Raw genomic sequence first — 20,581 nt, forward strand, 5'->3', positions numbered from 1 at the left:
ATGACCATCCTGATCAAGGGCGGCACGGTCGTGAACGCGACCGGCACGGTGGACGCGGACGTGCTGGTCGACGGCGAGCGGATCGTCGCCGTGCTCGCTCCGGGCAGCGAGAGCCTGGGCTCTGACGCGGGCGCCGCCGACAAGGTGATCGACGCGTCCGGGAAGTACGTCATCCCCGGCGGCATCGACGCCCACACGCACATGCAGCTGCCGTTCGGCGGCACCGAGGCGTGCGACACCTTCGAGACCGGCACCACCGCGGCCGCGTGGGGCGGCACGACGTCGATCATCGACTTCGCCGTCCAGAAGTACGGCGAGCGGGTCGAGGACGGGCTCGCGGCGTGGCACGAGAAGGCCGACGGGAACTGCGCGATCGACTACGGGTTCCACCAGATCATCGGCGGCGTCGACGACGAGTCGCTGAAGGCGATGGAGGGCCTGATCGACGAGGGCATCACGTCCTACAAGCTGTTCATGGCCTACCCCGGCGTGTTCTACAGCGACGACGCCCAGATCCTGCGGGCGATGCAGAAGGCCCGTGAGACCGGGCTGTTGACGATGATGCACGCCGAGAACGGCCCGGCCATCGACGTCCTCGCCGCGCAGCTGGCGGAGTCCGGCAAGACCGCGCCGTACTACCACGGCATCGCGCGCGCCTGGCAGATGGAGGAGGAGGCGACGCACCGCGCGATCATGCTCGCCGACGTCACGGAGGCGCCGCTCTACATCGTCCACATGAGTGCGAAGCAGGCCGTCGCCCAGGTCGCCTGGGCCCGCGACAACGGCAAGAACGTCTTCGGCGAGACCTGCCCGCAGTACCTCTACCTCTCGCTCGAGAAGAACCTGGGCGCCAAGAGCGACGAGTGGGGAGACTTCGAGGGTGCGAAGTGGGTCTGCTCGACGCCGCTGCGGTCGGAGGAGGAGGGCCACCTCGAGGCGATGTGGCAGGGCCTGCGCACCAACGACCTGCAGATGGTGTCGACCGACCACTGCCCGTTCTGCATGAAGGACCAGAAGGAGCTCGGCAGGGACGACTTCCGCGCCATCCCCAACGGCATCGGCTCCATCGAGCACCGGGTCGACCTGCTCTACCAGGGCGTCGTCGACGGGCGGATCTCGCTGCCGCGGTGGGTCGAGCTGATCTCGACGACGCCGGCCCGGATGTTCGGGCTCTACGGCCGGAAGGGCGTGATCCAGCCGGGTGCCGACGCCGACATCGTCGTCTACGACCCGAACGGCCACACGTCGATCGGGGTCGGGAAGACCCACCACATGGCGATGGACCACTCGGCGTGGGAGGGCTTCGAGATCGACGGACACGTCGACGTGACGATCTCGCGCGGCGCGGTCCTCGTCGAGGACGGCGAGTTCCGGGGGACCAAGGGCCACGGCCGGTTCCTGAAGCGCGACCTGACCCAGTACCTGGTCTGAGGCCCTTCGACAGGCTCAGGGACCGAAAGGAAAGAGATGGACTTCGGCGTCGTACTCCAGACCAACCCGCCGGCCTGGCGCACCGTCGGGCTCGCGAAGGAGGCGGAGCAGCACGGGTTCGACTACGTGTGGACCTTCGACTCCCACCTGCTGTGGCAGGAGCCCTACGTCATCTACAGCCAGATCCTCGCCGAGACCCGGCGGGTGATCGTCGGGCCGATGGTCACCAACCCGGCGACCCGCGACTGGACGGTCACGGCGTCGGTGTTCGCGACCCTCAACGAGATGTACGGCAACCGCACCGTGGTCGGCATGGGCCGCGGCGACTCCGCCGTCCGCGTGCTCAACGGCAAGCCGACCACGCTCAAGGAGGTCCGCGAGGCCACGCACGTCATCCGCGAGCTGGCCAACTGCCGGCCGGTCGAGCACAACGGCTCGAAGCTGCAGTTCCCCTGGGCCCGCACGTCCGCCCTCGAGGTGTGGATCGCTGCCTACGGACCGCTCGCGCTGAAGACCGCGGGCGAGGCGGGCGACGGCTTCATCCTCCAGCTCGCCGACGTCGACGTCGCGCGGTGGATGATCGGCCGGGTCCGCGAGGCGGCCGAGCAGGCCGGGCGCGACCCGGACGCGCTCACGTTCTGCGTCGCCGCGCCGGCGTACGTCGGCAGCGCCGACCAGATCGACCACATGCGCTCGCAGACCCGGTGGTTCGGGGGGATGGTGGGCAACCACATCGCCGACATCGTCAGCAAGTACGGCGAGGATGCCGACTTCCCCGACGTGCTCGTCGACTACATCAAGGGCCGCACCGGCTACGACTACAACACCCACGGCAAGGCCGACAACGACCACGTCGACTTCGTGCCCGACGAGATCGTCGACCGGTTCTGCCTGCTCGGGACACCGGAGCAGCACGTTGCGAAGCTCAGGGCTCTGCAAGAGATCGGCGTCGACCAGTTCGCCATCTACCTCCAGCACGACAACAAGGAGGAGACGATGCGGGTCTACGGCGAGACGGTCATGCCGCCGCTCCGCGAGCACGTGACGGCGAAGGCCTGACCCGTTGACCACAGCCCTTGCCGACCCCACCAGTCCGGTCCCCGAGACCGCGCCCGTCGCCCGCTCCGGCCACCGCCGCACGTGGGTGGCGCGGCTGCGCGCCGCCGTCCTCGGCCTGCTCGGGCTCGTCGGCGTCGCCGGCCTGTGGGAGGGCTACAAGGCGGTGGGGCCGGAGGAAGGCGTCCTGGTCGGGGAGAACCGGGTCCTTCCTCGTACGACGGACCTGGCGATGCCGCACGTGTGGGACATGGTGCAGCGGCTGTTCGAGCCGGTGACCAGCCTCGGCGACGCCGAGCCGCTGTGGCGGGTGGTGCTCGACGCCTCCGTCGTGTCGCTCGGCATCGCGACCGTCGGCTGGCTCGTCGGCACCTCCGTCGGTCTGCTGCTTGCCGTGCTGATGCAGCGGGTCCGGATCGCGGAGTGGGGCCTGCTGCCGTGGATCGTGCTCAGCCAGACGGTGCCGCTGATCGCGTTCGCGCCGGTGGTCCGCAGCTGGGGCTCCCGGATCGAGATCGCCGGCTGGGAGTGGCCTTCGTGGCTCTCCGTCGCCGTGATCGCCAGCTACCTCGCGTTCTTCCCGGTCGCGGTCGGCGCACTGAAGGGCCTGCAGTCACCGGACCGCATCCACACCGAGCTGCTCCGGACCTACGCCGCGAGCGCGACCGACACCCTGCGCAAGGTGCGGATCCCCGCGGCCGTGCCCTACCTGCTGCCGGCACTGCGACTGGGTGCTGCCAGCGCCGTGATCGGGACGGTGGTCGCCGAGGTGTCGACCGGCTACCTCGACGGCGTCGGCCGGCTGCTCGTGTCCTACGCCGGCCAGGCGTCCGGCGACCCGGCAAAGGCGTGGGCCCCGATCTTCGGCGCGATCGGCCTCGGCCTGGTCGCGGCCGGGTTCGTCGCGCTGCTCGGCGCGCTGATGCGGAACTACCGACGTGGAGAGGCGGTCTGATGCAGGACGCGGTCCGGATCGAGGGGGTCAGCAAGACCTTCGTGACCCGCTCGGGACAGGTGCACGCTCTGGCCGACGTGAGCCTGACCGTCGGCGAGGGTGAGTTCGTCTCGCTGATCGGCCCGTCGGGGTGCGGCAAGTCGACGCTGATGAGGCTGGTCGCCGATCTCGAGCAGCCCACCGCCGGCACCGTCGAGGTGTTCGGCAAGACCGCCCGGAAGGCGCGGGTCGACCAGGACTACGGCATCGCCTTCCAGCAGGCGGGCCTGCTGCCCTGGCGGACGGTGGCTGCCAACATCGCGCTGCCGCTGGAGATCCACGGTGTCGGCCGGAGGGAGCGCCGGAGCCGCGTTGCCGAGCTCGCAGAGATGGTCGGTCTGTCCGACTTCGCCGACCACCACCCCGACCAGCTCTCCGGCGGCATGCAGCAGCGCGTGGCGATCGCGCGGGCGCTCGCGGAGCGGCCCCGGCTGCTCCTGATGGACGAGCCGTTCGGCGCCCTCGACGAGATGACCCGTGAGCGGATGCAGTCCGAGCTCGCGCGGATCACGGCCGAGACCGGCGCCGCGGTGGTGTTCGTGACCCACTCGATCCCCGAAGCGGTCTTCTTGTCCGACCGGGTGGTGGTGATGTCGCCGCGGCCCGGCCGGATCACGTCGGTGATCACCACCGGGATCGGCCGCGACACGGCGCGCGACGAGGCGCTGCGGGAGTCGCCGGCGTTCTTCGAGAAGGTCACCGAGGTCCGCGCAGCGCTCCACGGAGCGCCCGTCCGTTCGCCCGCGCTGGAAGGCCGGTAGCCGTGAGCACGATGTCCCCGACCACAGAGCGCGCTGCGCGAGTCGCCGCGCCGGTGCTGGTCGGCGTGCTCGGTCTTGCGGTGTGGCAGCTCCTGGTGTCGGTCCTGGGCGTCTCGGAGTACCTCCTGCCCAGCCCGTCGGAGATCTGGGCCGAGCTCGGCGAGAACTCACAGGCCATTCGCGAGGCTGCGTGGATCACCGGCGGCAACGCGCTCGCGGGCCTGGTGTTCGGCGCGGTCCTCGGCGTCGTCCTCGCCGCGCTCGCGGGCTGGGCGCGCTGGTTCGACGGCATGCTCGCTCCGGTGGTGGCGTCGGTGGCGGTGGTGCCGATCGTGGCGCTGGCTCCGGTGCTGAACTCGATGTACGGCGCGGACAGCGAGTACGGCCGCCGTGCCATCGCCGCCCTGGCCGCGTTCGTCCCCGTGTTCGTCAACACGCTCCGCGGGCTGCGGCAGACCACGCCGCTGCACCGCGACCTCATGAGCACCTACGCGGCCTCCGGGTGGCAGACCTTCCGAGCGCTCACGTTGCCGAGTGCGGCGCCGTACGTCCTCACCGGGATCCGCGTCGCCACGTCCCTCGCCGTGATCTCGGCGCTGGTGGCGGAGTACTTCGGCGGGCCCCGCGGAGGGCTCGGCAGCTTCATCTCCACGTCCGCGGCGACCAGTGCCTACGCCAGGGCCTGGGCCTACGTCGCCGCCGCGATCCTGCTCGGCCTCGGTGCCTACCTGGTCACCGTCCTCCTCGAGCGGCTGGTGCAGCACCGACTGCCCACCGGAAACCCCCGATGAAAGGAACCAGATTGAACACGAGAATCCGTCGCGTGATCGCGACTGGTGCGATCGCGGTCGCGGTCGGACCCATGCTGGCGGCCTGCTCGGGGGGCGACGATGGGGGCGACGGAGACCTCACCGAGGTGAAGCTGCAGCTCCAGTGGCTGCCGCAGGCCCAGTTCGCGGGCTACTACGCGGCGGTGGAGCAGGGGTTCTTCGAGGAGGAGGGGCTCGAGGTCGAGATCATCCCCTCCGGCGGCGACATCGTCCCCCAGGACGCGCTCGCCAACGGCGACGTCGACTACGCGATCGCGTGGGTGCCCAAGGTGCTCGGGTCGATCGAGCAGGGAGCGAACCTGACCAACATCGCCCAGATCTTCCAACGCTCAGGCACCCTCCAGGTGTCGTGGGCGGACTCGGGGATCGAAGAGGTCTCCGACTTCGAGGGCCAGCGGATCGGCTCCTGGGGCTTCGGCAACGAGTGGGAGATCTTCGCGGCGATGGCGGCCGAGGGTCTCGACTCCACGACCGTCGAGATCGTGACCCAGGACTTCAACATGAACGCCTTCCTGCAGGGTGACATCGACGCCGCACAGGCGATGACCTACAACGAGTACGCGCAGCTGCTGGAGACGCCGAACCCCGAGACGGGCGAGCTCTACACGCCCGAGGACTTCAACGTCATCGCCTACGAGGACACCGAGGGCGCCATGCTCCAGGACGCCATCTGGGCCGACACGGACCGGCTGGAGAGCGACGAGGAGTACGAGGAGACGACCGTCGCCTTCCTCAGGGCCGTCATCAAGGGATGGGCGTTCGCGCGCGACAACGTCGAGGAGGCCGCGCAGATCACGCTCGAGGCCGGCTCCAGCTGGGGTCCCAGCCACGAGCTGTGGATGGCGAACGAGACCAACAAGCTGATCTGGCCGGCGGAGAACGGCATCGGCGTGATGGACCCCGCCGCCTGGGACCAGACCGTCGCAGGTGCGCTGGCCGCGGTCAACGAGCAGGACCAGCACCTGATCACCGAGGAGCCGCCGGCGTCGGCGTACACGACCGAGTACATCGAGCAGGCGATCGATGACCTCGGTGACGAGGTCGACACCGTCGGCTCGGACTACCAGCCGATCGAGGTCACCCTGAACGAGGGCGGCAACTAGCCGTTGACGCCCTCCTTGACGGTGCACGAGATGAGAAGGAGCCGACGATGACGACGGTCACCGGACCGAACACGCCCGCAGACGCGGCCGGGACCGGCGGCGCCGAGCTGGACGCCCGCACCACCGAGCTGGACCGAGAGCACGTGTTCCACTCGTGGTCGGCGCAGGGAGGCCTCTCCCTGCTGCCGATCGCGGGCGGGCACGGCACGACGGTCTGGGACCACGCCGGACGGAGGTACCTCGACTTCTCCAGCCAGCTGGTCAACGTCAACATCGGCCACCAGCACCCTGCGGTGGTCGCGGCGATCCACGAGCAGGCGGCGACGCTGACGACGATCGGCCCCGCGACCGCCAACCTCACGCGCGGCCTGGCCGCGCAGCGGATCGCGTCGCGCGCCCCCGAGGGATTCAACAAGGTGTTCTTCACCAACGGCGGGGCCGACGCGATCGAGAACGCCATCCGGATGGCGCGCCTGCACACCGGGCGCGACAAGGTCGTGTCGACGTACCGCTCCTACCACGGCAACACCGGCGGTGCGGTCGTCGCGACCGGCGACTGGCGACGGATCCCCAACGAGTACGCCCGCGGTCATGTCCACGTCTTCGGGCCCTACCTCTACCGCTCGGAGTTCTGGGCGACCACGCCGGAGGAGGAGTGCGAGCGGGCGCTGCGACACCTGCGCCGGGTCGTCGAGTGCGAGGGGCCGGGGAGTGTCGCGGCGATCCTGCTGGAGACGATCCCCGGCACGGCGGGGGTCCTGGTGCCGCCGCCCGGCTACCTGCAGGGCGTGCGCGCCATCGCCGACGAGTTCGGGATCATGCTGATCCTCGACGAGGTGATGGCGGGCTTCGGCCGCGCGGGCGAGTGGTTCGCGCTCGACGCGCACGACGTCGTGCCCGACCTCATCGCCTTCGCCAAGGGCGTCAACTCCGGCTACGTCCCGGTCGGTGGCGTGGTCATCAGCGACGCCGTCGCGCGCACCTTCGACGACCGGGTCTTCCCCGGCGGGCTGACCTACAGCGGCCACCCGCTCGCGGCCGCCTCGATCGTCGCGGCGCTCGACGCGATGGAGAGCGAGGGCATCGTCGCCCACGCGAAGCAGATCGGCGCCGACGTGATCGGCCCCGGCCTCGCGGAGCTCGCCGACCGGCACCCAGTCGTCGGCGAGGTCCGCGGCACCGGCGTGTTCTGGGCGATCGAGCTGGTCGCCGACCGGGCGACCCGGGAGCCGCTCTCCGCGGCCCTGATCGGGCGCGCCAAGGGAGAGCTGGTCAGCCGTGGCCTGCTCCCGTTCATCGCCGACAACCGCATCCATGTCGTACCTCCCTGCGTGGTCACCTCCGATGAGGTGGCCCAGGCCCTGGCGACGTACGACGAAGTTCTGTCCCTGCTCGACAAGGAGCTCTAGAAATGACCGGTCTCGAAGTTCTCGACCACTGGATCGCCGGCGCGCCCGACGCGGGCGATCCTCAACAGCCCGGTCGCACCGGCCCCGTCTACGACCCCGCGCTCGGCGTGGTCTCCAAGGAGGTGCGCTACGGCACCGCCGGCGACGTCGGCCGGGCGGTCGCCGCCGCCAAGGAGGCGTTCGCCAGCTGGGGCACGACCTCGATCACCAAGCGGCAGCAGGTGCTCTTCGGCTTCCGCCAGCTGCTCAACGAGCGCAAGGACGAGCTGGCCGCGATCCTGACCTCGGAGCACGGCAAGGTGCTGTCCGACGCGGCGGGCGAGGTCGCGCGCGGCCTCGAGGTCGTGGAGTTCGCCTGCGCGATGCCGCACCTCACCAAGGGCGCGTTCTCGCCCAACGTTTCCACCGACGTCGACGTCTACTCCGTCAAGGAGCCGCTCGGTGTCGTCGGCATCATCAGCCCGTTCAACTTCCCCGCCATGGTGCCGATGTGGTTCTTCCCGCTGGCGATCGCGACCGGCAACGCGGTCGTGCTCAAGCCGAGCGAGAAGGACCCGAGCGTCGCCAACTGGATGGCCGCGCTGCTCAAGGAGGCCGGGCTGCCCGACGGCGTCTTCAACGTGGTCCACGGCGACAAGGAGGCCGTCGACGCGCTCCTGACGCACCCCGACGTCGCCTCGATCTCGTTCGTCGGATCGACGCCGATCGCGAAGTACGTCTACGAGACCGCCACCTCCCACGGGAAGCGGGTGCAGGCGCTGGGTGGTGCGAAGAACCACATGCTGGTGCTCCCCGACGCCGACCTCGACCTGGTCGCCGACTCCGCGGTCAACGCGGGCTTCGGGTCCGCCGGCGAGCGGTGCATGGCGATCTCGGTCGTCCTCGCCGTCGAGCCGATCGCCGACGAGCTGATCGAGAAGATCCGCGACCGGATGGGCAAGCTGGTCACCGGTGACGGCCGCAAGGGCTGCGACATGGGCCCGCTGATCACCCGCGAGCACCGCGACAAGGTGGCCGGTTACATCGACGTCGCCACGGCTGACGGCGCGGCGGTCGTGGTCGACGGCCGCGAGGCGGACTACGACGGGCCCGACGAGGGCTTCTGGCTCGGCCCGACGCTGATCGACAAGGTGCCGACCAGCTCCTCGGTCTACCGCGACGAGATCTTCGGTCCGGTGCTCTCGGTGGTGCGGGTGGCGTCGTACGCCGACGGCGTCGAGCTCATCAACGCCAGTCCCTACGGCAACGGCACAGCGATCTTCACCAACGACGGCGGCGCCGCACGGCGCTTCCAGCGCGAGGCCGAGGTCGGCATGATCGGCATCAACGTGCCGATCCCGGTGCCCGTGGCCTACCACTCGTTCGGGGGCTACAAGGCGTCGATCTTCGGCGACGCGAAGGCCTACGGCCCGCAGGGCGTGGAGTTCTTCACGCGCGAGAAGGCCGTCACCAGCCGGTGGCTCGACCCGTCGCACGGAGGGATCAACCTGGGCTTCCCCCAGCACACCTGAGAGTCCCGGCTCGCTCGGCCTTGAGGTGCCCGGGCGGGGCACCGCGACCGGTTGGCACGATCGCGGTGTCCCGCCGGGCGGTCAGTGAGTGCTCGGTCGCGGTGGTGCGCTCACCTCCTTCCCAGGCCGAGCACGTCCTTCACGCGTGCTGTCAGGCGTGGATCTCCTTGCGTTTTCCCACGCCGCTCACCTCGATCCGGCGCGGCTTGGCCTTCTCCGCGATGGGGATCCTGAGGGTCAGCACGCCGGCGTCGTAGTCGGCGGTGAGCCGGTCGGCGTCCAAGGTCTCGCCGAGGAACAGCTGGCGGTTGTACACGCCGTAGAACCGCTCGTCGACGACCTTCTCCGCGCTTTCGGCGGCCTGCGGCTTGCGCTCCGCGCGCACGGTCAGGACGTTCTGCTCCACGGTCAGGTCGATGGAGTCTGGCGTCACACCCGGCAGGTCGAGGTGGACCACGAAGGTGCCGTCCTCGCGATAGGCGTCCATCGGCATCATCGCCGGACGGGCCCGGGTGCCCAGCACGGCCTCGGTCAACCGGTCGAGGTCGCGGAACGGATCGGTGCGCATCAGCATTGCTTGTCCTCCTCTCGGGTGACTGACGACCGGTCTACCACGGTCATCAGATTATCTTCGGTCTCTGTCTTAGATTTTGCCTCTTCCGCTGATAAAATCAAGACCGAAAATCCGGTCAGCGTCCGGCGCCGGCGCCGACCCCGAGAAGGAGATCGGAGGCAACCATGGGGCTCGTCGATCCGAAGGTCCGGGCGGCGTTCGCGCTCCTCGGCCTCCGGCCGGACGCCGACCAGCTCGCGGTGCTGGCGGCCTACCGTCGGCTGGCCAGGGCCACCCATCCGGACGTGTCGAGCGAGCGCGACGCGGCCGAGCGGTTCACCGCGCTCTCGGCGGCCTATCAGCAGGCGATGGCTGCCGCGCCCGAACGGACCGCGCCGGCGGACCCGCCCGAGGAGGCGCCGTCGACGGCCCGACCCTTCCCGCGGGCGACCCCGGCCACGGGCCGGCCCTTCGTCGCCGGTCCGGTGCGTGTCGAGCCGGCGCCCGGCGAGGGGTGGGGAGAGGAGATCCTGTGGATCGGACCGGTCGTCCGCCTGCACAGGGGAGGCCGTCGAGGATGGACCTGAACCGCGACCATGCGCTGTTCTCGATCTCGGTGGCCTCCGAGCTCACCGGGGTGAACCCCCAGATGCTGCGCACCTACGAGACGCGCGGTCTGCTGGCCCCCCAGCGCACCGAGGGCGGCACCCGTCGCTACAGCAGCCAGGACCTGGAGCGCGTCAACAAGATCACCACCCTGCTGGAGGCCGGTCTCAACCTTGCCGGCATCGAGCACGTCCTGCGCCTCGAGGCCGAGACGCGCCGGCTGCGGGCCGAGGTCGACCGGCTGCGCGACTCAGCTGGCGGGCGACGGGGGGCGGACGCGCGCCGGTCCAGCAGCTAGCGGCGGTCGGGTCCGCTTCCCGACCAGGATCTGGGGCCTACCGTGGCGAGGACCATCGTCGACGACTCGGAGGCCGAGATGACCCGCGGTTGGACGTTCGCCCAGTGGGGGCTGCTGGTGATCAGCGTGCTCCACCTGATCCAGGCAGTGTTCGGATACCTCGCCGAGCCGAGCTTCGCGACCGGCCCCGACGCGCCGACCGAGCAGGTCCTCGGGATGGACTTCAACGGGTGGCACGCCGTCGCCGGTGTCGCTCTCTTCGGCCCTGGGCTGGTGTTCGCGCTCCGCAGCTCGTGGGCGGTCGCCTACCTGATCGTCGCGGCCATCGGGGGCGCGCTGCCTGGCGTCTGGGCACTGTTCTCCCACCAGGTCGCCTGGGTCCTCACCTTCCCCAACAACATCACCGACGCGATCGTCCACCTCGTCACCGCCGCGGTGATGCTGGCGATCGCGGGCATCCAGATCCGCCGGGACGGCGGACTCCGCCAGTCGCTCGGCGACCTGATGACCTCGGACCGCACCGTCGCGCGGTAGGCGAGGATTAACAGTCAGGCTTGACTGTTTGTTTGTGCGCCGTCATCCTGAACGGGTGACCGCGTCGTCGACCAGCTCCCGCGTCCCGCAGGAGGAGCGCACCCGCGCGATGCGGGCCCGCCTGCTCGAGGCCACCGTCGAGCTCCTGGTCGAGAAGGGCTTCAGCGGTACGACGACTACGCTCGTCTCCGAGCGCGCAGGCGTGAGCCGCGGCGCCCAGCTGCACCACTTCCCGACCAAGAACGACCTGGTGGTCGCGGCCGTGACCCACCTGACCGAGCGCCGCGGCGAGGAGCTCGCCGCTGCCGCCTCGCAGCTGCCGGCCGGCAAGCAGCGGACCCGCGCGGTGATCCAGATGCTCGGCGACCACTTCGCCGGTCCGGTCTTCACGGCCGCGCTCGAGCTGTGGGTGGCTGCCCGCACCGACGAGACCCTGCTCGAGGCGGTCGCACCGCTCGAGCAGGTCGTGGGCCGCGAGACGCACAAGATGACCGTCCAGCTCCTCGGCGCCGACGAGTCGCAGCCCGGGGTCCGCGAGCTGATCCAGGCGACCCTCGACCTGGTGCGCGGCCTCGGCCTGGCCAGCACCCTCGGCGACGACACCCGCCGTCGTCGCCGCATCCTCGACCAGTGGGCGGCAACGCTCGAGACGACCCTGGGTTTCGAGGCTCGCTTCGCTCGCACCTCAACCACCGATAAGGAGCAGTAGTGAGCGTGTTCGACGACGTCCTCGCCGACCTCACCGCCGAGGGCGACCAGCTCCGCGGTGCGGTCGTCGGTCTCGGCGAGGGCGGCTGGGCAACCCCGGTCCCCGCCGAGGGCTGGACCATCGCCACGACCGTGGCCCACCTGGTGTGGACCGACGAGGTCGCGGTCCTCGCGGCCAACGCAGACACGCCGGAGGGCAAGGGGGCCTGGGACGAGGTCGTGCTGCAGGCGATCGCCGACCCGACCGGCTTCGTCGACGCCGGCGCCCACGAGCTCGCGCAGCTCGCCCCGGCCGACCTGCTCGCCCGGTGGGACGCCGGCCGCGCTGCCCTGGGCGACGCGCTCCGCGCCGTACCCGACGGTCAGAAGATGCCGTGGTTCGGCCCGCCGATGTCGCCGACGTCGATGGCCACCGCCCGCTTCATGGAGACGTGGGCCCACGCGCTCGACGTGTACGACGCGGTCGGTGAGCGCCCTCCCGTCACCGACCGGATCAGGCACGTCGCGCACCTCGGCGTCCGCACCCGCAACTACTCGTTCGCGCAGCAGCAGCTGGAGCCGCCGGCCGAGGAGTTCCGGGTCGAGCTGACCGCGCCGAGCGGCGCCCTCTGGGTCTGGGGGCCTGAGGACGCCGCGCAGTCGGTGAAGGGCTCGGCCTACGACTTCTGCCAGCTCGTCACGCAGCGGATCCACCGCGACGACACCGACCTGGAGGCGGTCGGCGAGGACGCCGAGAGGTGGCTGACGATCGCCCAGTCCTTCGCCGGCCCTGCGGGCAACGGCCGGGTCTCGACCCGTTCGACAGGCTCAGGGACCACCAGCGCGACCACCGGAGGAGCCTGATGAGCACCGTACGGATCGGCAACTGCTCCGGGTTCTACGGCGACCGGCTCTCTGCCTTCCGCGAGATGCTCGAGGCGGCGACCGATGACAGCCCGCTGGACTACCTCACCGGTGACTACCTGGCCGAGCTGACGATGCTCATCCTCGGCAGGGACACGTTCAAGGACCCGAACCTCGGCTACGCCCGCACGTTCGTCAAGCAGGCCGAGGACGCCCTCGGCCTCGCGCTCGAGCAGGGCGTCAAGGTCGTCGTCAACGCCGGCGGCCTCAACCCGCGGGGGCTCGCCGAGAAGCTGCGCGAGGTCGCCCACGGCCTCGGTCTGGACCCGCGGATCGCGCACGTCGAGGGCGACGACATCCGCGGGCAGGTCGCCGACCTCGGCCTGCTGCACGAGACCTACGGCGACCCGCTGACGGCCAACGCCTACCTCGGCGCGTTCGGCATCGCGTCCGCGCTCGACCGCGGGGCGGACCTGGTCGTGACCGGACGGGTCACCGACGCCTCGGTCGTCGTCGGGCCGGCGATCGCCCACTTCGGCTGGTCGCCCGAGTCGTACGACGCCCTGGCGGGTGCCGTCGTCGCGGGCCACATCATCGAGTGCGGCACCCAGGCCACCGGCGGCAACTTCAGCGGCTTCCTCGACATCCCGAACCGCGACAAGCCGCTCGGCTTCCCGATCGCGGAGCTGGCCGAGGACGGCTCGATGGTGATCACCAAGCACCCCGGCACCGGCGGTGCGGTCACCGTCGACACGGTCACCGCGCAGCTCGTCTACGAGATCCAGACGACGAAGTACCTCAACCCCGACGTCACCGTCGACCTCACCTCGCTGCGGCTCGAGCAGGTGGGGCCCCCTGATTCAGACCGGGTGGCGGTCACCGGCGTCACCGGCTCGGAGCCGCCCGAGCAGCTGAAGGTCTGCCTCAACTACGTGGCCGGGTTCCGCAACTCCACGGAGTTCGTGGTGACCGGCCTCGACTGCGAGGCCAAGGTCGACTGGGTCAAGGCCCAGGTCGAGGCCGCGCTCGGTGACGACCGGCCGGCCAAGGTGGTGTGGTCCGGCTTCGGACCCGTCCAGCCGGACGCCGAGACCGAGGAGGGCGCGTCGCTCCTGCTCCGGGTGACGGCGTTCGACCCGAGCGCCGACAAGGTGGGCAAGGCCTTCACGGCACCGATGATCGAGCTCGCGCTCGCCTCCTACCCGGGGTTCAACGTCACCCGGATGCCCGGCCCCGGCACGGCGTACGGCGTCTACCGCCCGGCGTACGTCCCGCGCAGCACCGTCCAGCACACCGTCGTCCACCACGACGGCACGACCGAGGTGATCGAGGACCCGAAGACGGTCTCGACGACGGTCGACCCGACGGAGGGGCAGCGGCCGTCGCCGTACCCCGCCCCGACCGACACCCTCACCCGGCGGCTCCCGCTGGGGACCTTCGTGCACGGCCGCTCCGGCGACAAGGGGGGCGACGCCAACATCGGCCTGTGGGTGAAGAACGACGGCCATCCGAAGTACGCCGAGCGCGTCACCTGGCTGACGAAGTTCATGTCGCGCCGCCGGGTGCGCGAGCTGATCCCGGAGGCGGCGGACCTCGACATCGAGGTCTACGTGCTGCCCAACCTCGGCGGCGTCAACGTCCTGATCCACGGCCTGCTCGACGAGGGCGTGGCCGCCACGGCTCGCTTCGACCCGCAGGCCAAGGGGCTCGCGGAGTGGGTCCGCTCCCGCCTCGTCAACATCGAAGGAAACGTCCTATGACGACCACGTTCAACCACGGCTTCACCGAGGAGCAGGTCGCCCTCAAGGAGTCGGCGCTCGAGTTCACCCGACGTGAGGTGACGCCCCACCTCGACCAGTGGGAGAAGGACGGCGAGATCCCGCGCGAGTTCCAGAAGAAGCTCGCCCACGCCGGCTTCCTCGGCATCGGCGTCCCGGAGGAGGTCGGCGGCGACGGCGGCTCGCTCATCGACGCCTGCGCGATGCAGCAGGGCTTCATGGAGGGTGGCTGGTCGGGCGGGCTGATGGCCTCGGCCTACACCCACGGCATCGCGATCCCGCACATCATCCAGAACGGCTCGAAGGAGCTGGTCGACACCTACGTCCGGCCGGTGCTGTCCGGCGACATGATCGGCTCGCTCGCCATCACCGAGCCCGGTGCCGGCTCCGACGTCGCGAACATCGCGACCCGGGCGGTCCGCGACGGCGACCACTACGTCATCAACGGCGCCAAGACGTTCATCACCTCGAGCGTTCGCGGCGACTTCGTCACCACGGCGGTCCGCACCGGCGAGCCGGGCGCGCACGGCATCTCGCTGATCGTCGTACCCAAGGGCACGCCCGGCTTCACCGTCTCCCGCAAGCTCGACAAGATGGGCTGGCTCGCATCGGACACCGGCGAGCTGACCTACGAGGACGTCCGGGTCCCGGCCGCGAACCTGGTCGGCCAGGAGAACCACGGCTTCTACTACATCGCCGAGAACTTCGTCTCCGAGCGGATCTGGCTGGCGCTGATGGGCTACGGCCACGCGCTGCGCTGCCTCAACCTGGCTGCGGACTACTGCCGGGTCCGGGACGCGTTCGGCAAGCCGCTGGTCGCCAACCAGGTCGTGCGCGCCAAGCTGACCGAGATGCACCGCCAGGTCGCGGTCGCCCGCAGCTACACCCTCGAGGTCGCGCGGCGGTACGACGCCGGCGAGAACTGCATCGCCGAGGCCTGCCTCGCGAAGCAGACCGCCGTCGACACCGCCGTCTGGGTCGCCGACCAGGCGGTCCAGCTCCACGGCGGCATGGGCTACATGCGCGAGTCCGAGGTGGAGCGCCACTACCGCGACGTCCGACTGCTGCCGATCGGCGGTGGCGCCACCGAGGTGCTCACCGACCTGGCAGCCCGACTCCTGGGGTACGCCAAGTGACGACCGAGACCACCGAGGACACCGACGCCCCCGAGACCACCGTCGAGCAGCAGCGCCGGCAGGCGATGCTCGAGAAGATCGAGTCGCTGCACGCCGAACAGGCCAAGGCCGTCGAGGCGGGCGGCAAGTACATTGCCCGCCACAAGGAGCGCGGCAAGCTCACTGCCCGCGAGCGCATCGAGCTGCTCGTCGACGAGGGCTCGGCCTTCCTCGAGCTGATGCCGCTGGCCGGCTGGGGCAGCGACTTCGCGGTCGGCGCCAGCGTCGTCACCGGGATCGGGGTCGTCGAGGGCGTGGAGTGCATGATCATCGCCAACGACCCCACGGTGAAGGGCGGCGCCCTCAACCCGTGGTCGCTGAAGAAGACGTTCCGGGCCGCCGAGATCGCCGAGCGCAACTACCTGCCGAGCATCAACCTCACCGAGTCCGGTGGCGCCGATCTACCGACCCAGAAGGAGATCTTCATTCCCGGTGGGCGGGGCTTCCGTGACCTCACCCGGTCGTCCGCGCGCAAGCAGCCGACGATCTCGGTCGTCTTCGGCAACTCCACGGCCGGCGGCGCCTATGTCCCCGGCATGAGCGACTACGTGATCATGGTCAAGGAGCGCGCGAAGGTCTTCCTCGCGGGTCCGCCGCTGGTGAAGATGGCGACGGGCGAGGAGACCGACGACGAGTCGCTCGGCGGGGCCGAGATGCACTCCCGGGTCTCCGGCTCGTCGGACTTCCTCGCGGTCGACGAGCACGACGCCATCCGGCAGGCACGACGCGTCGTTGCCCGCCTCAACTGGCGCAAGAAGGGCACCACGCCCGACCCGTCGTCGTACTCCGAGCCGGACCTCGACCCCGAGGAGCTGCTCGACCTGATCCCGACCGACCTCAAGGAGCCGTTCGACCCGCGGGAGGCCATCCTGCGGATCGTCGACGGCACCGGGCCGGGCAACGCGATCGCCTTCGACGAGTTCAAGCCGCTGTACGGCGCCTCCCTGTGCGTCGGCTGGGCCAGGCTCCACGGCCACGAGATCGGCATCCTCGCCAACGCACGCGGCGTGCTGTTCTCCGAGGAAGCGCAGAAGGCTGCGCAGTTCATCCAGCTGGCCAACCAGAAGGACACACCGCTGCTGTTCCTGCACAACACGACCGGCTACATGGTCGGCACGGAGTATGAGCAGGGCGGCATCATCAAGCACGGCGCGATGATGATCAACGCGGTCTCCAACTCGAAGGTGCCGCACCTGACGGTGATCATGGGCGCGTCGTACGGCGCCGGCAACTACGGCATGAACGGCCGCGCCTACGACCCGCGCTTCCTCTTCACCTGGCCGTCGGCGAAGTCTGCCGTCATGGGACCGCAGCAGCTCGCCGGCGTGCTCGAGATCGTGGCCCGAGAGTCGGCCGAGAAGAAGGGCGAGCCCTTCGACGCCGAGGGCTTCAAGGGCATCAAGGACATGGTCGAGGGGATGGTCGAGGAGCAGTCCCTGCCCTACTTCCTCTCCGGCCTGGTCTACGACGACGGCGTCATCGACCCGCGCGACACCCGCACCGTCCTGGGCATCTGCCTGTCCGTCATCGACAACCAGCCGATCGAGGGCGCCATGAACTTCGGCGTCTTCCGGATGTAGAGGGACCACGATGCAGCGAGTTCTAGTGGCCAATCGCGCGGAGATCGCGTCCCGGGTCTTCCGCACCTGTCGACGGCTCGGGCTCTCGACCGTCGCGGTCTTCTCGGACGCCGATTCCGAGCTTCCGTACGTCGAGGAGGCCGCCCTCGCGGTCCGGCTGCCGGGCAACACCCCCGGCGAGACCTACCTGCGTGCGGACCTGATCCTCGACGCGGCGGCGCGGACCGGGGCTACGGCGATCCATCCGGGCTACGGCTTCCTCTCGGAGAACGCCGACTTTGCTCGCGCGGTTGCCGAGGCCGGGTTGGCCTGGATCGGGCCGTCTCCGGAGTCGATCGAGCAGATGGGCTCGAAGATCGAGTCGAAGAAGCTGATGGGCGCCGCCGGCGTACCCGTCCTCACCGCGCCGGAGGCGCCGACGGAGGGCGATCTCCCGCTGCTGGTCAAGGCATCTGCCGGCGGCGGCGGTCGCGGCATGCGCGTGGTGCGGTCCCTCGACGCGTTGCCGGTCGAGATCGCCGCGGCCGAGGCAGAGGCTGCTTCGGCGTTCGGCGACGGGACCGTGTTCGTGGAGCCTTACGTCGAGAGCGGACGGCACGTCGAGGTGCAGGTCGTCGGTCACCCGACGGGCATGCTGATCTACGGCGAACGGGACTGCTCGGTCCAGCGACGCCACCAGAAGATCGTCGAGGAGGCACCTGCTCCGGCGCTCCCCGAAGCGACGCGCAAGGCGATGCACGACGCCGCTCGCGCAGCGGCGGAGGCGATCGACTATCGCGGCGCCGGGACCGTGGAGTTCCTCTACGACGCGGCCCGCGACAGCTTCTGGTTCCTCGAGATGAACACGCGGCTCCAGGTCGAGCACCCGGTGACCGAGGAGGTCTACGGGGTTGACCTCGTGCAGTTGCAGCTCGAGTCGGCCGGCGTCATCGCCGCGGGCGAGCCGGCCGTCGGTGAGCCGAACGGCGCGGCGATCGAGGTCCGCCTCTACGCCGAGGACCCAGCGGCCGACTACGCCCCGCAGGTCGGCACGATGACCCGCTTCGAGTTCCCTGAGGTGGAGGGCCTGCGCGTCGAAGCCGGGTTCGCGAGCGGCTCGACCGTCTCACCCTTCTACGACGCGATGCTCGCCAAGCTCATCGTGGCAGCGCCGACCCGCGAGGACGCGGCGCGACGCCTGATCTCGGTGCTGCGTCGAGCCCGCGTGCACGGCCTGCGCACCAACCGCGAACAGTTGGTCGCCGTCCTGTCCGATCCGCGGTTCGTGGCCGGTGAGGTAACTACCGCCCTGCTGGCGAACGGACCAATGGTGACCGAAGAGGCCGCTGACGGCGCCGAGTCGCCACAGGAGTCACAGGAGCACCGATTGGTCCGTCTGGCGGGCTCACTCGCCCTCGTGACGGCGGCGAAGGCCGCTTCTCCGGTGCAGTCGCGCATCCCGATCGGCTACCGCAACGTCGTGAGCCAGCCGCAGCGCACCGACTACGCCGACGGCACCAGTGCGACGTGGTGGGGCGAGCGATCCGGGTTCCGCATCGAGGGCGGCCGCGTCGTCTCGGCGTCTCCGACCACTGTCGTCTTCGAGGTCGACGGGGTGCGATCGCGTTACGACGTCGCGATCTCCGGCAACCGGATCGACGTCGACGGTCCGGCAGGTCACGTGGCGCTCGAAGTCGAGCCGCGGTTCGTGGACCCGGCGACCCAGGTCGCGGAGGGCTCGCTGCTGGCACCGATGCCGGGCAGCGTCGTCGCCGTCCACGCCCAGGTCGGCGACGTGGTCGCCGAGGGCCGGCCCATCCTCGTGATGGAGGCCATGAAGATGCAGCACACCATCACCGCGCCGTACTCCGGCACGGTCACCGAGCTCGCCGCCACCACCGGCCAGCAGGTGGAGGCGGGCACCGTGCTCGCCGTCGTCACCGCCGACACCACAGACTCCGAGAGCGAAGAGGACTGACCCATGACCATCAACTTCACCGAGCCCGAGGAGCGGGTGGCCCTGCGGGAGGCCGTCAAGAAGCTGGCGAGCAAGTACGGCCGCGAGTTCGTCGAGAAGCAGGCCCGCGAGGGCGGCAAGATGACCGAGATGTGGCTCGAGATGGGCCAGAGCGGCTTCCTCGGCGTCAACATCCCCGAGGAGCACGGCGGCGGGGGCGGCGGCATGGCCGACCTGGCCGCGGTCCTCGAGGAGGCGTCCGCCGCCGGTGCGCCGCTGCTCATGATGGTCGTCTCGCCCGCGATCTGCGGGTCGATCATCGCCCGCTGCGGCACCGACGAGCAGAAGCACCGGTGGCTGCCCGGCATCGCCGACGGCTCGCTGATCATGGCGTTCGGCATCACCGAGGCCGACGCCGGCTCCAACGCCCACAGCATCACCACGACCGCCACCCGTGACGGAGACGAGTGGGTCCTCAACGGCAACAAGACCTTCATCTCGGGCGTCGACGAGGCCGACTCGGTGCTGATCGTGGCCCGCACCGAGGACGCCAAGACCGGGAAGCTCAAGCCGGCGCTGTTCGTCGTACCGACCGAGGCCGACGGCTTCACCCGGCAGCCGATCCCGATGGCGTGGCAGGCGCCCGAGAAGCAGTTCACGCTCTTCCTCGACGACGTGCGGCTGCCCGCCGACGCGCTGGTCGGCGACGAGGACGGCGGGCTCTGGCAGCTCTTCGCCGGCCTCAACCCCGAGCGGATCATGGGGGCCGCCCTGTCCTGCGGCATGGCGCGCTACGCGATCGACAAGGCGGTCGAGTACGCCAAGACCCGCACCGTCTGGAAGGACACCCCGATCGGCGCCCACCAGGGCATCCAGCACCCGCTCGCCAAGGTGAAGATCGAGCTCGAGCAGGCCCGCCTGCTGTGGCAGAAGGCCGCTGCCCTCTACGACGCGGGCGACGACTTCACCGCCGGTGAGTACGCCAACATGGCCAAGTACGCCGGCGGCGAGGTCGCCTGCAACGCCTCCGACGTCGCGGTCCACACCCACGGCGGCAACGGCATGACCGTCGAGTACGGCCTCGCCAACCTCCTCGTCGCCGCCCGCCTCGGCCGGATCGCGCCGGTCAGCCGGGAGATGATCCTCAACTTCGTCGCCATGCACACCCTGGGACTCCCGAAGTCGTACTGAGCTGGACGACGAGCGTGTCGCAGGCGGTGCTCGTCGGTGGCTCGTCGTCGGCTCCTCACCCTCGGGTAGTGGCCACCACACCCGGACAGTGGCCCGATCGAGCAACTACCGCGGCGTTGTCGTCACTCCCAGGGTGGTCGACCACCCGGACAGCGACCACAACACCCGGGCAGTCCTCCGTGCCGCCCGCTCATCGGCAGGAGCGAGCCCCAAGCGCGCAGTAGCGTGCAGCTCCGCGCACGATGGGCGGCATTAGCGGACATCTTCGTAGGATCGCTCGATCG

The 20,581-nt window shown here is 70.2% G+C and carries 19 protein-coding genes; 18 read left to right on the forward strand and 1 reads right to left on the reverse strand.

Annotated features, from left to right (window positions below; all coding sequences use genetic code 11):
• Genes hydA through F0U47_RS12845 form a run of 8 tightly spaced genes read left to right on the forward strand, consistent with a single transcriptional unit; the run spans position 1 to position 9,095 of the window.
• Entirely contained in the window at positions 1 to 1,431 is a 1,431-nt protein-coding gene (gene hydA, locus F0U47_RS12810) for a dihydropyrimidinase (protein WP_149750863.1), read from the forward strand.
• A 36-nt stretch (positions 1,432 to 1,467) separates the two neighbouring features.
• Positions 1,468 to 2,490: a TIGR03842 family LLM class F420-dependent oxidoreductase gene (locus F0U47_RS12815; protein WP_149750864.1), complete on the forward strand. Its 1,023-nt coding sequence runs from the start codon at positions 1,468 to 1,470 to the stop codon at positions 2,488 to 2,490.
• A gap of 4 nt (positions 2,491 to 2,494) precedes the next feature.
• Positions 2,495 to 3,442 carry an ABC transporter permease gene (locus F0U47_RS12820; RefSeq protein WP_246159598.1) on the forward strand — a complete coding sequence of 316 codons (948 nt, stop codon included), beginning with the start codon at positions 2,495 to 2,497 and terminating at the stop codon, positions 3,440 to 3,442.
• Complete coding sequence (locus F0U47_RS12825; protein ID WP_149750865.1) at positions 3,442 to 4,242, forward strand: ABC transporter ATP-binding protein; 801 nt, start codon at positions 3,442 to 3,444, stop codon at positions 4,240 to 4,242. The genes F0U47_RS12820 and F0U47_RS12825 overlap by 1 nt, the downstream gene beginning before the upstream one ends.
• Before the next feature lie 11 nt (positions 4,243 to 4,253).
• Positions 4,254 to 5,033 carry an ABC transporter permease gene (locus F0U47_RS12830; RefSeq protein WP_149750894.1) on the forward strand — a complete coding sequence of 260 codons (780 nt, stop codon included), beginning with the start codon at positions 4,254 to 4,256 and terminating at the stop codon, positions 5,031 to 5,033.
• A gap of 32 nt (positions 5,034 to 5,065) precedes the next feature.
• Complete coding sequence (locus tag F0U47_RS12835) at positions 5,066 to 6,175, forward strand: ABC transporter substrate-binding protein (RefSeq protein ID WP_246159599.1); 1,110 nt, start codon at positions 5,066 to 5,068, stop codon at positions 6,173 to 6,175.
• Between the two features lie 47 nt (positions 6,176 to 6,222).
• Entirely contained in the window at positions 6,223 to 7,584 is a 1,362-nt protein-coding gene (locus F0U47_RS12840; RefSeq protein WP_149750867.1) for an aspartate aminotransferase family protein, read from the forward strand.
• Between the two features lie 2 nt (positions 7,585 to 7,586).
• Positions 7,587 to 9,095 carry a CoA-acylating methylmalonate-semialdehyde dehydrogenase gene (locus F0U47_RS12845; protein ID WP_149750868.1) on the forward strand — a complete coding sequence of 503 codons (1,509 nt, stop codon included), beginning with the start codon at positions 7,587 to 7,589 and terminating at the stop codon, positions 9,093 to 9,095.
• 151 nt (positions 9,096 to 9,246) lie between these two features.
• On the opposite strand, the gene F0U47_RS12850 is transcribed toward F0U47_RS12845, so the two are convergent.
• A complete protein-coding gene (locus F0U47_RS12850) occupies positions 9,247 to 9,669 on the reverse strand; it encodes an Hsp20/alpha crystallin family protein (protein WP_149750869.1) in 423 nt (140 codons plus the stop codon).
• 164 nt (positions 9,670 to 9,833) lie between these two features.
• Between F0U47_RS12850 and F0U47_RS12855 the strand changes: the two genes are divergently transcribed.
• From F0U47_RS12855 to F0U47_RS12900, 10 genes are read left to right on the forward strand one after another with little or no spacing between them, the layout of a single operon-like run.
• Positions 9,834 to 10,235 (forward strand): DnaJ domain-containing protein, encoded by a 402-nt coding sequence (locus F0U47_RS12855; protein WP_149750870.1) that lies wholly within the window; start codon positions 9,834 to 9,836, stop codon positions 10,233 to 10,235.
• Positions 10,226 to 10,552 (forward strand): MerR family transcriptional regulator, encoded by a 327-nt coding sequence (locus F0U47_RS12860; protein WP_149750871.1) that lies wholly within the window; start codon positions 10,226 to 10,228, stop codon positions 10,550 to 10,552. Before F0U47_RS12855 ends, F0U47_RS12860 begins: the two co-directional genes overlap by 10 nt.
• A 42-nt stretch (positions 10,553 to 10,594) precedes the next feature.
• The gene (locus F0U47_RS12865) at positions 10,595 to 11,086 is read left to right on the forward strand and encodes a DUF4383 domain-containing protein (RefSeq protein ID WP_223162761.1); all 492 of its coding nucleotides are present in this window, start codon (positions 10,595 to 10,597) and stop codon (positions 11,084 to 11,086) included.
• Positions 11,087 to 11,141: 55 nt separating this feature from the next.
• On the forward strand, positions 11,142 to 11,795 hold the full coding sequence (locus F0U47_RS12870) for a TetR/AcrR family transcriptional regulator (RefSeq protein ID WP_246159600.1): 654 nt from the start codon (positions 11,142 to 11,144) through the stop codon (positions 11,793 to 11,795).
• Positions 11,795 to 12,637 carry a TIGR03084 family metal-binding protein gene (locus F0U47_RS12875; RefSeq protein WP_149750872.1) on the forward strand — a complete coding sequence of 281 codons (843 nt, stop codon included), beginning with the start codon at positions 11,795 to 11,797 and terminating at the stop codon, positions 12,635 to 12,637. Before F0U47_RS12870 ends, F0U47_RS12875 begins: the two co-directional genes overlap by 1 nt.
• Positions 12,637 to 14,397: an acyclic terpene utilization AtuA family protein gene (locus F0U47_RS12880; protein ID WP_149750873.1), complete on the forward strand. Its 1,761-nt coding sequence runs from the start codon at positions 12,637 to 12,639 to the stop codon at positions 14,395 to 14,397. The genes F0U47_RS12875 and F0U47_RS12880 overlap by 1 nt, the downstream gene beginning before the upstream one ends.
• Positions 14,394 to 15,551 (forward strand): acyl-CoA dehydrogenase family protein, encoded by a 1,158-nt coding sequence (locus tag F0U47_RS12885; RefSeq protein ID WP_149750874.1) that lies wholly within the window; start codon positions 14,394 to 14,396, stop codon positions 15,549 to 15,551. Before F0U47_RS12880 ends, F0U47_RS12885 begins: the two co-directional genes overlap by 4 nt.
• Positions 15,548 to 17,170 carry an acyl-CoA carboxylase subunit beta gene (locus F0U47_RS12890; protein ID WP_438362066.1) on the forward strand — a complete coding sequence of 541 codons (1,623 nt, stop codon included), beginning with the start codon at positions 15,548 to 15,550 and terminating at the stop codon, positions 17,168 to 17,170. The genes F0U47_RS12885 and F0U47_RS12890 overlap by 4 nt, the downstream gene beginning before the upstream one ends.
• A gap of 10 nt (positions 17,171 to 17,180) precedes the next feature.
• Positions 17,181 to 19,127, forward strand: coding sequence for an acetyl/propionyl/methylcrotonyl-CoA carboxylase subunit alpha (locus F0U47_RS12895; RefSeq protein WP_149750875.1), 1,947 nt, complete (start codon positions 17,181 to 17,183; stop codon positions 19,125 to 19,127).
• A gap of 3 nt (positions 19,128 to 19,130) precedes the next feature.
• On the forward strand, positions 19,131 to 20,297 hold the full coding sequence (locus tag F0U47_RS12900; RefSeq protein WP_149750876.1) for an acyl-CoA dehydrogenase family protein: 1,167 nt from the start codon (positions 19,131 to 19,133) through the stop codon (positions 20,295 to 20,297).
• The last annotated feature ends 284 nt before the right edge of the window (positions 20,298 to 20,581 follow it).

The organism is Nocardioides antri, assembly GCF_008373765.1.
Lineage (GTDB): Bacteria > Actinomycetota > Actinomycetes > Propionibacteriales > Nocardioidaceae > Nocardioides > Nocardioides antri.

Excerpts from the sequence above, each read along its gene's own strand:
- hydA (WP_149750863.1), top strand. The coding sequence starts at position 1 with ATGACCATCCTGATCAAGGGCGGCACGGTCGTGAACGCGACCGGCACG.
- F0U47_RS12815 (WP_149750864.1), top strand. The coding sequence starts at position 1,468 with ATGGACTTCGGCGTCGTACTCCAGACCAACCCGCCGGCCTGGCGCACC.
- F0U47_RS12825 (WP_149750865.1), top strand. The coding sequence starts at position 3,442 with ATGCAGGACGCGGTCCGGATCGAGGGGGTCAGCAAGACCTTCGTGACC.
- F0U47_RS12830 (WP_149750894.1), top strand. The coding sequence starts at position 4,254 with ATGTCCCCGACCACAGAGCGCGCTGCGCGAGTCGCCGCGCCGGTGCTG.
- F0U47_RS12840 (WP_149750867.1), top strand. The coding sequence starts at position 6,223 with ATGACGACGGTCACCGGACCGAACACGCCCGCAGACGCGGCCGGGACC.
- F0U47_RS12845 (WP_149750868.1), top strand. The coding sequence starts at position 7,587 with ATGACCGGTCTCGAAGTTCTCGACCACTGGATCGCCGGCGCGCCCGAC.
- F0U47_RS12850 (WP_149750869.1), bottom strand. The coding sequence starts at position 9,669 with ATGCTGATGCGCACCGATCCGTTCCGCGACCTCGACCGGTTGACCGAG.
- F0U47_RS12855 (WP_149750870.1), top strand. The coding sequence starts at position 9,834 with ATGGGGCTCGTCGATCCGAAGGTCCGGGCGGCGTTCGCGCTCCTCGGC.
- F0U47_RS12860 (WP_149750871.1), top strand. The coding sequence starts at position 10,226 with ATGGACCTGAACCGCGACCATGCGCTGTTCTCGATCTCGGTGGCCTCC.
- F0U47_RS12880 (WP_149750873.1), top strand. The coding sequence starts at position 12,637 with ATGAGCACCGTACGGATCGGCAACTGCTCCGGGTTCTACGGCGACCGG.
- F0U47_RS12885 (WP_149750874.1), top strand. The coding sequence starts at position 14,394 with ATGACGACCACGTTCAACCACGGCTTCACCGAGGAGCAGGTCGCCCTC.
- F0U47_RS12895 (WP_149750875.1), top strand. The coding sequence starts at position 17,181 with ATGCAGCGAGTTCTAGTGGCCAATCGCGCGGAGATCGCGTCCCGGGTC.
- F0U47_RS12900 (WP_149750876.1), top strand. The coding sequence starts at position 19,131 with ATGACCATCAACTTCACCGAGCCCGAGGAGCGGGTGGCCCTGCGGGAG.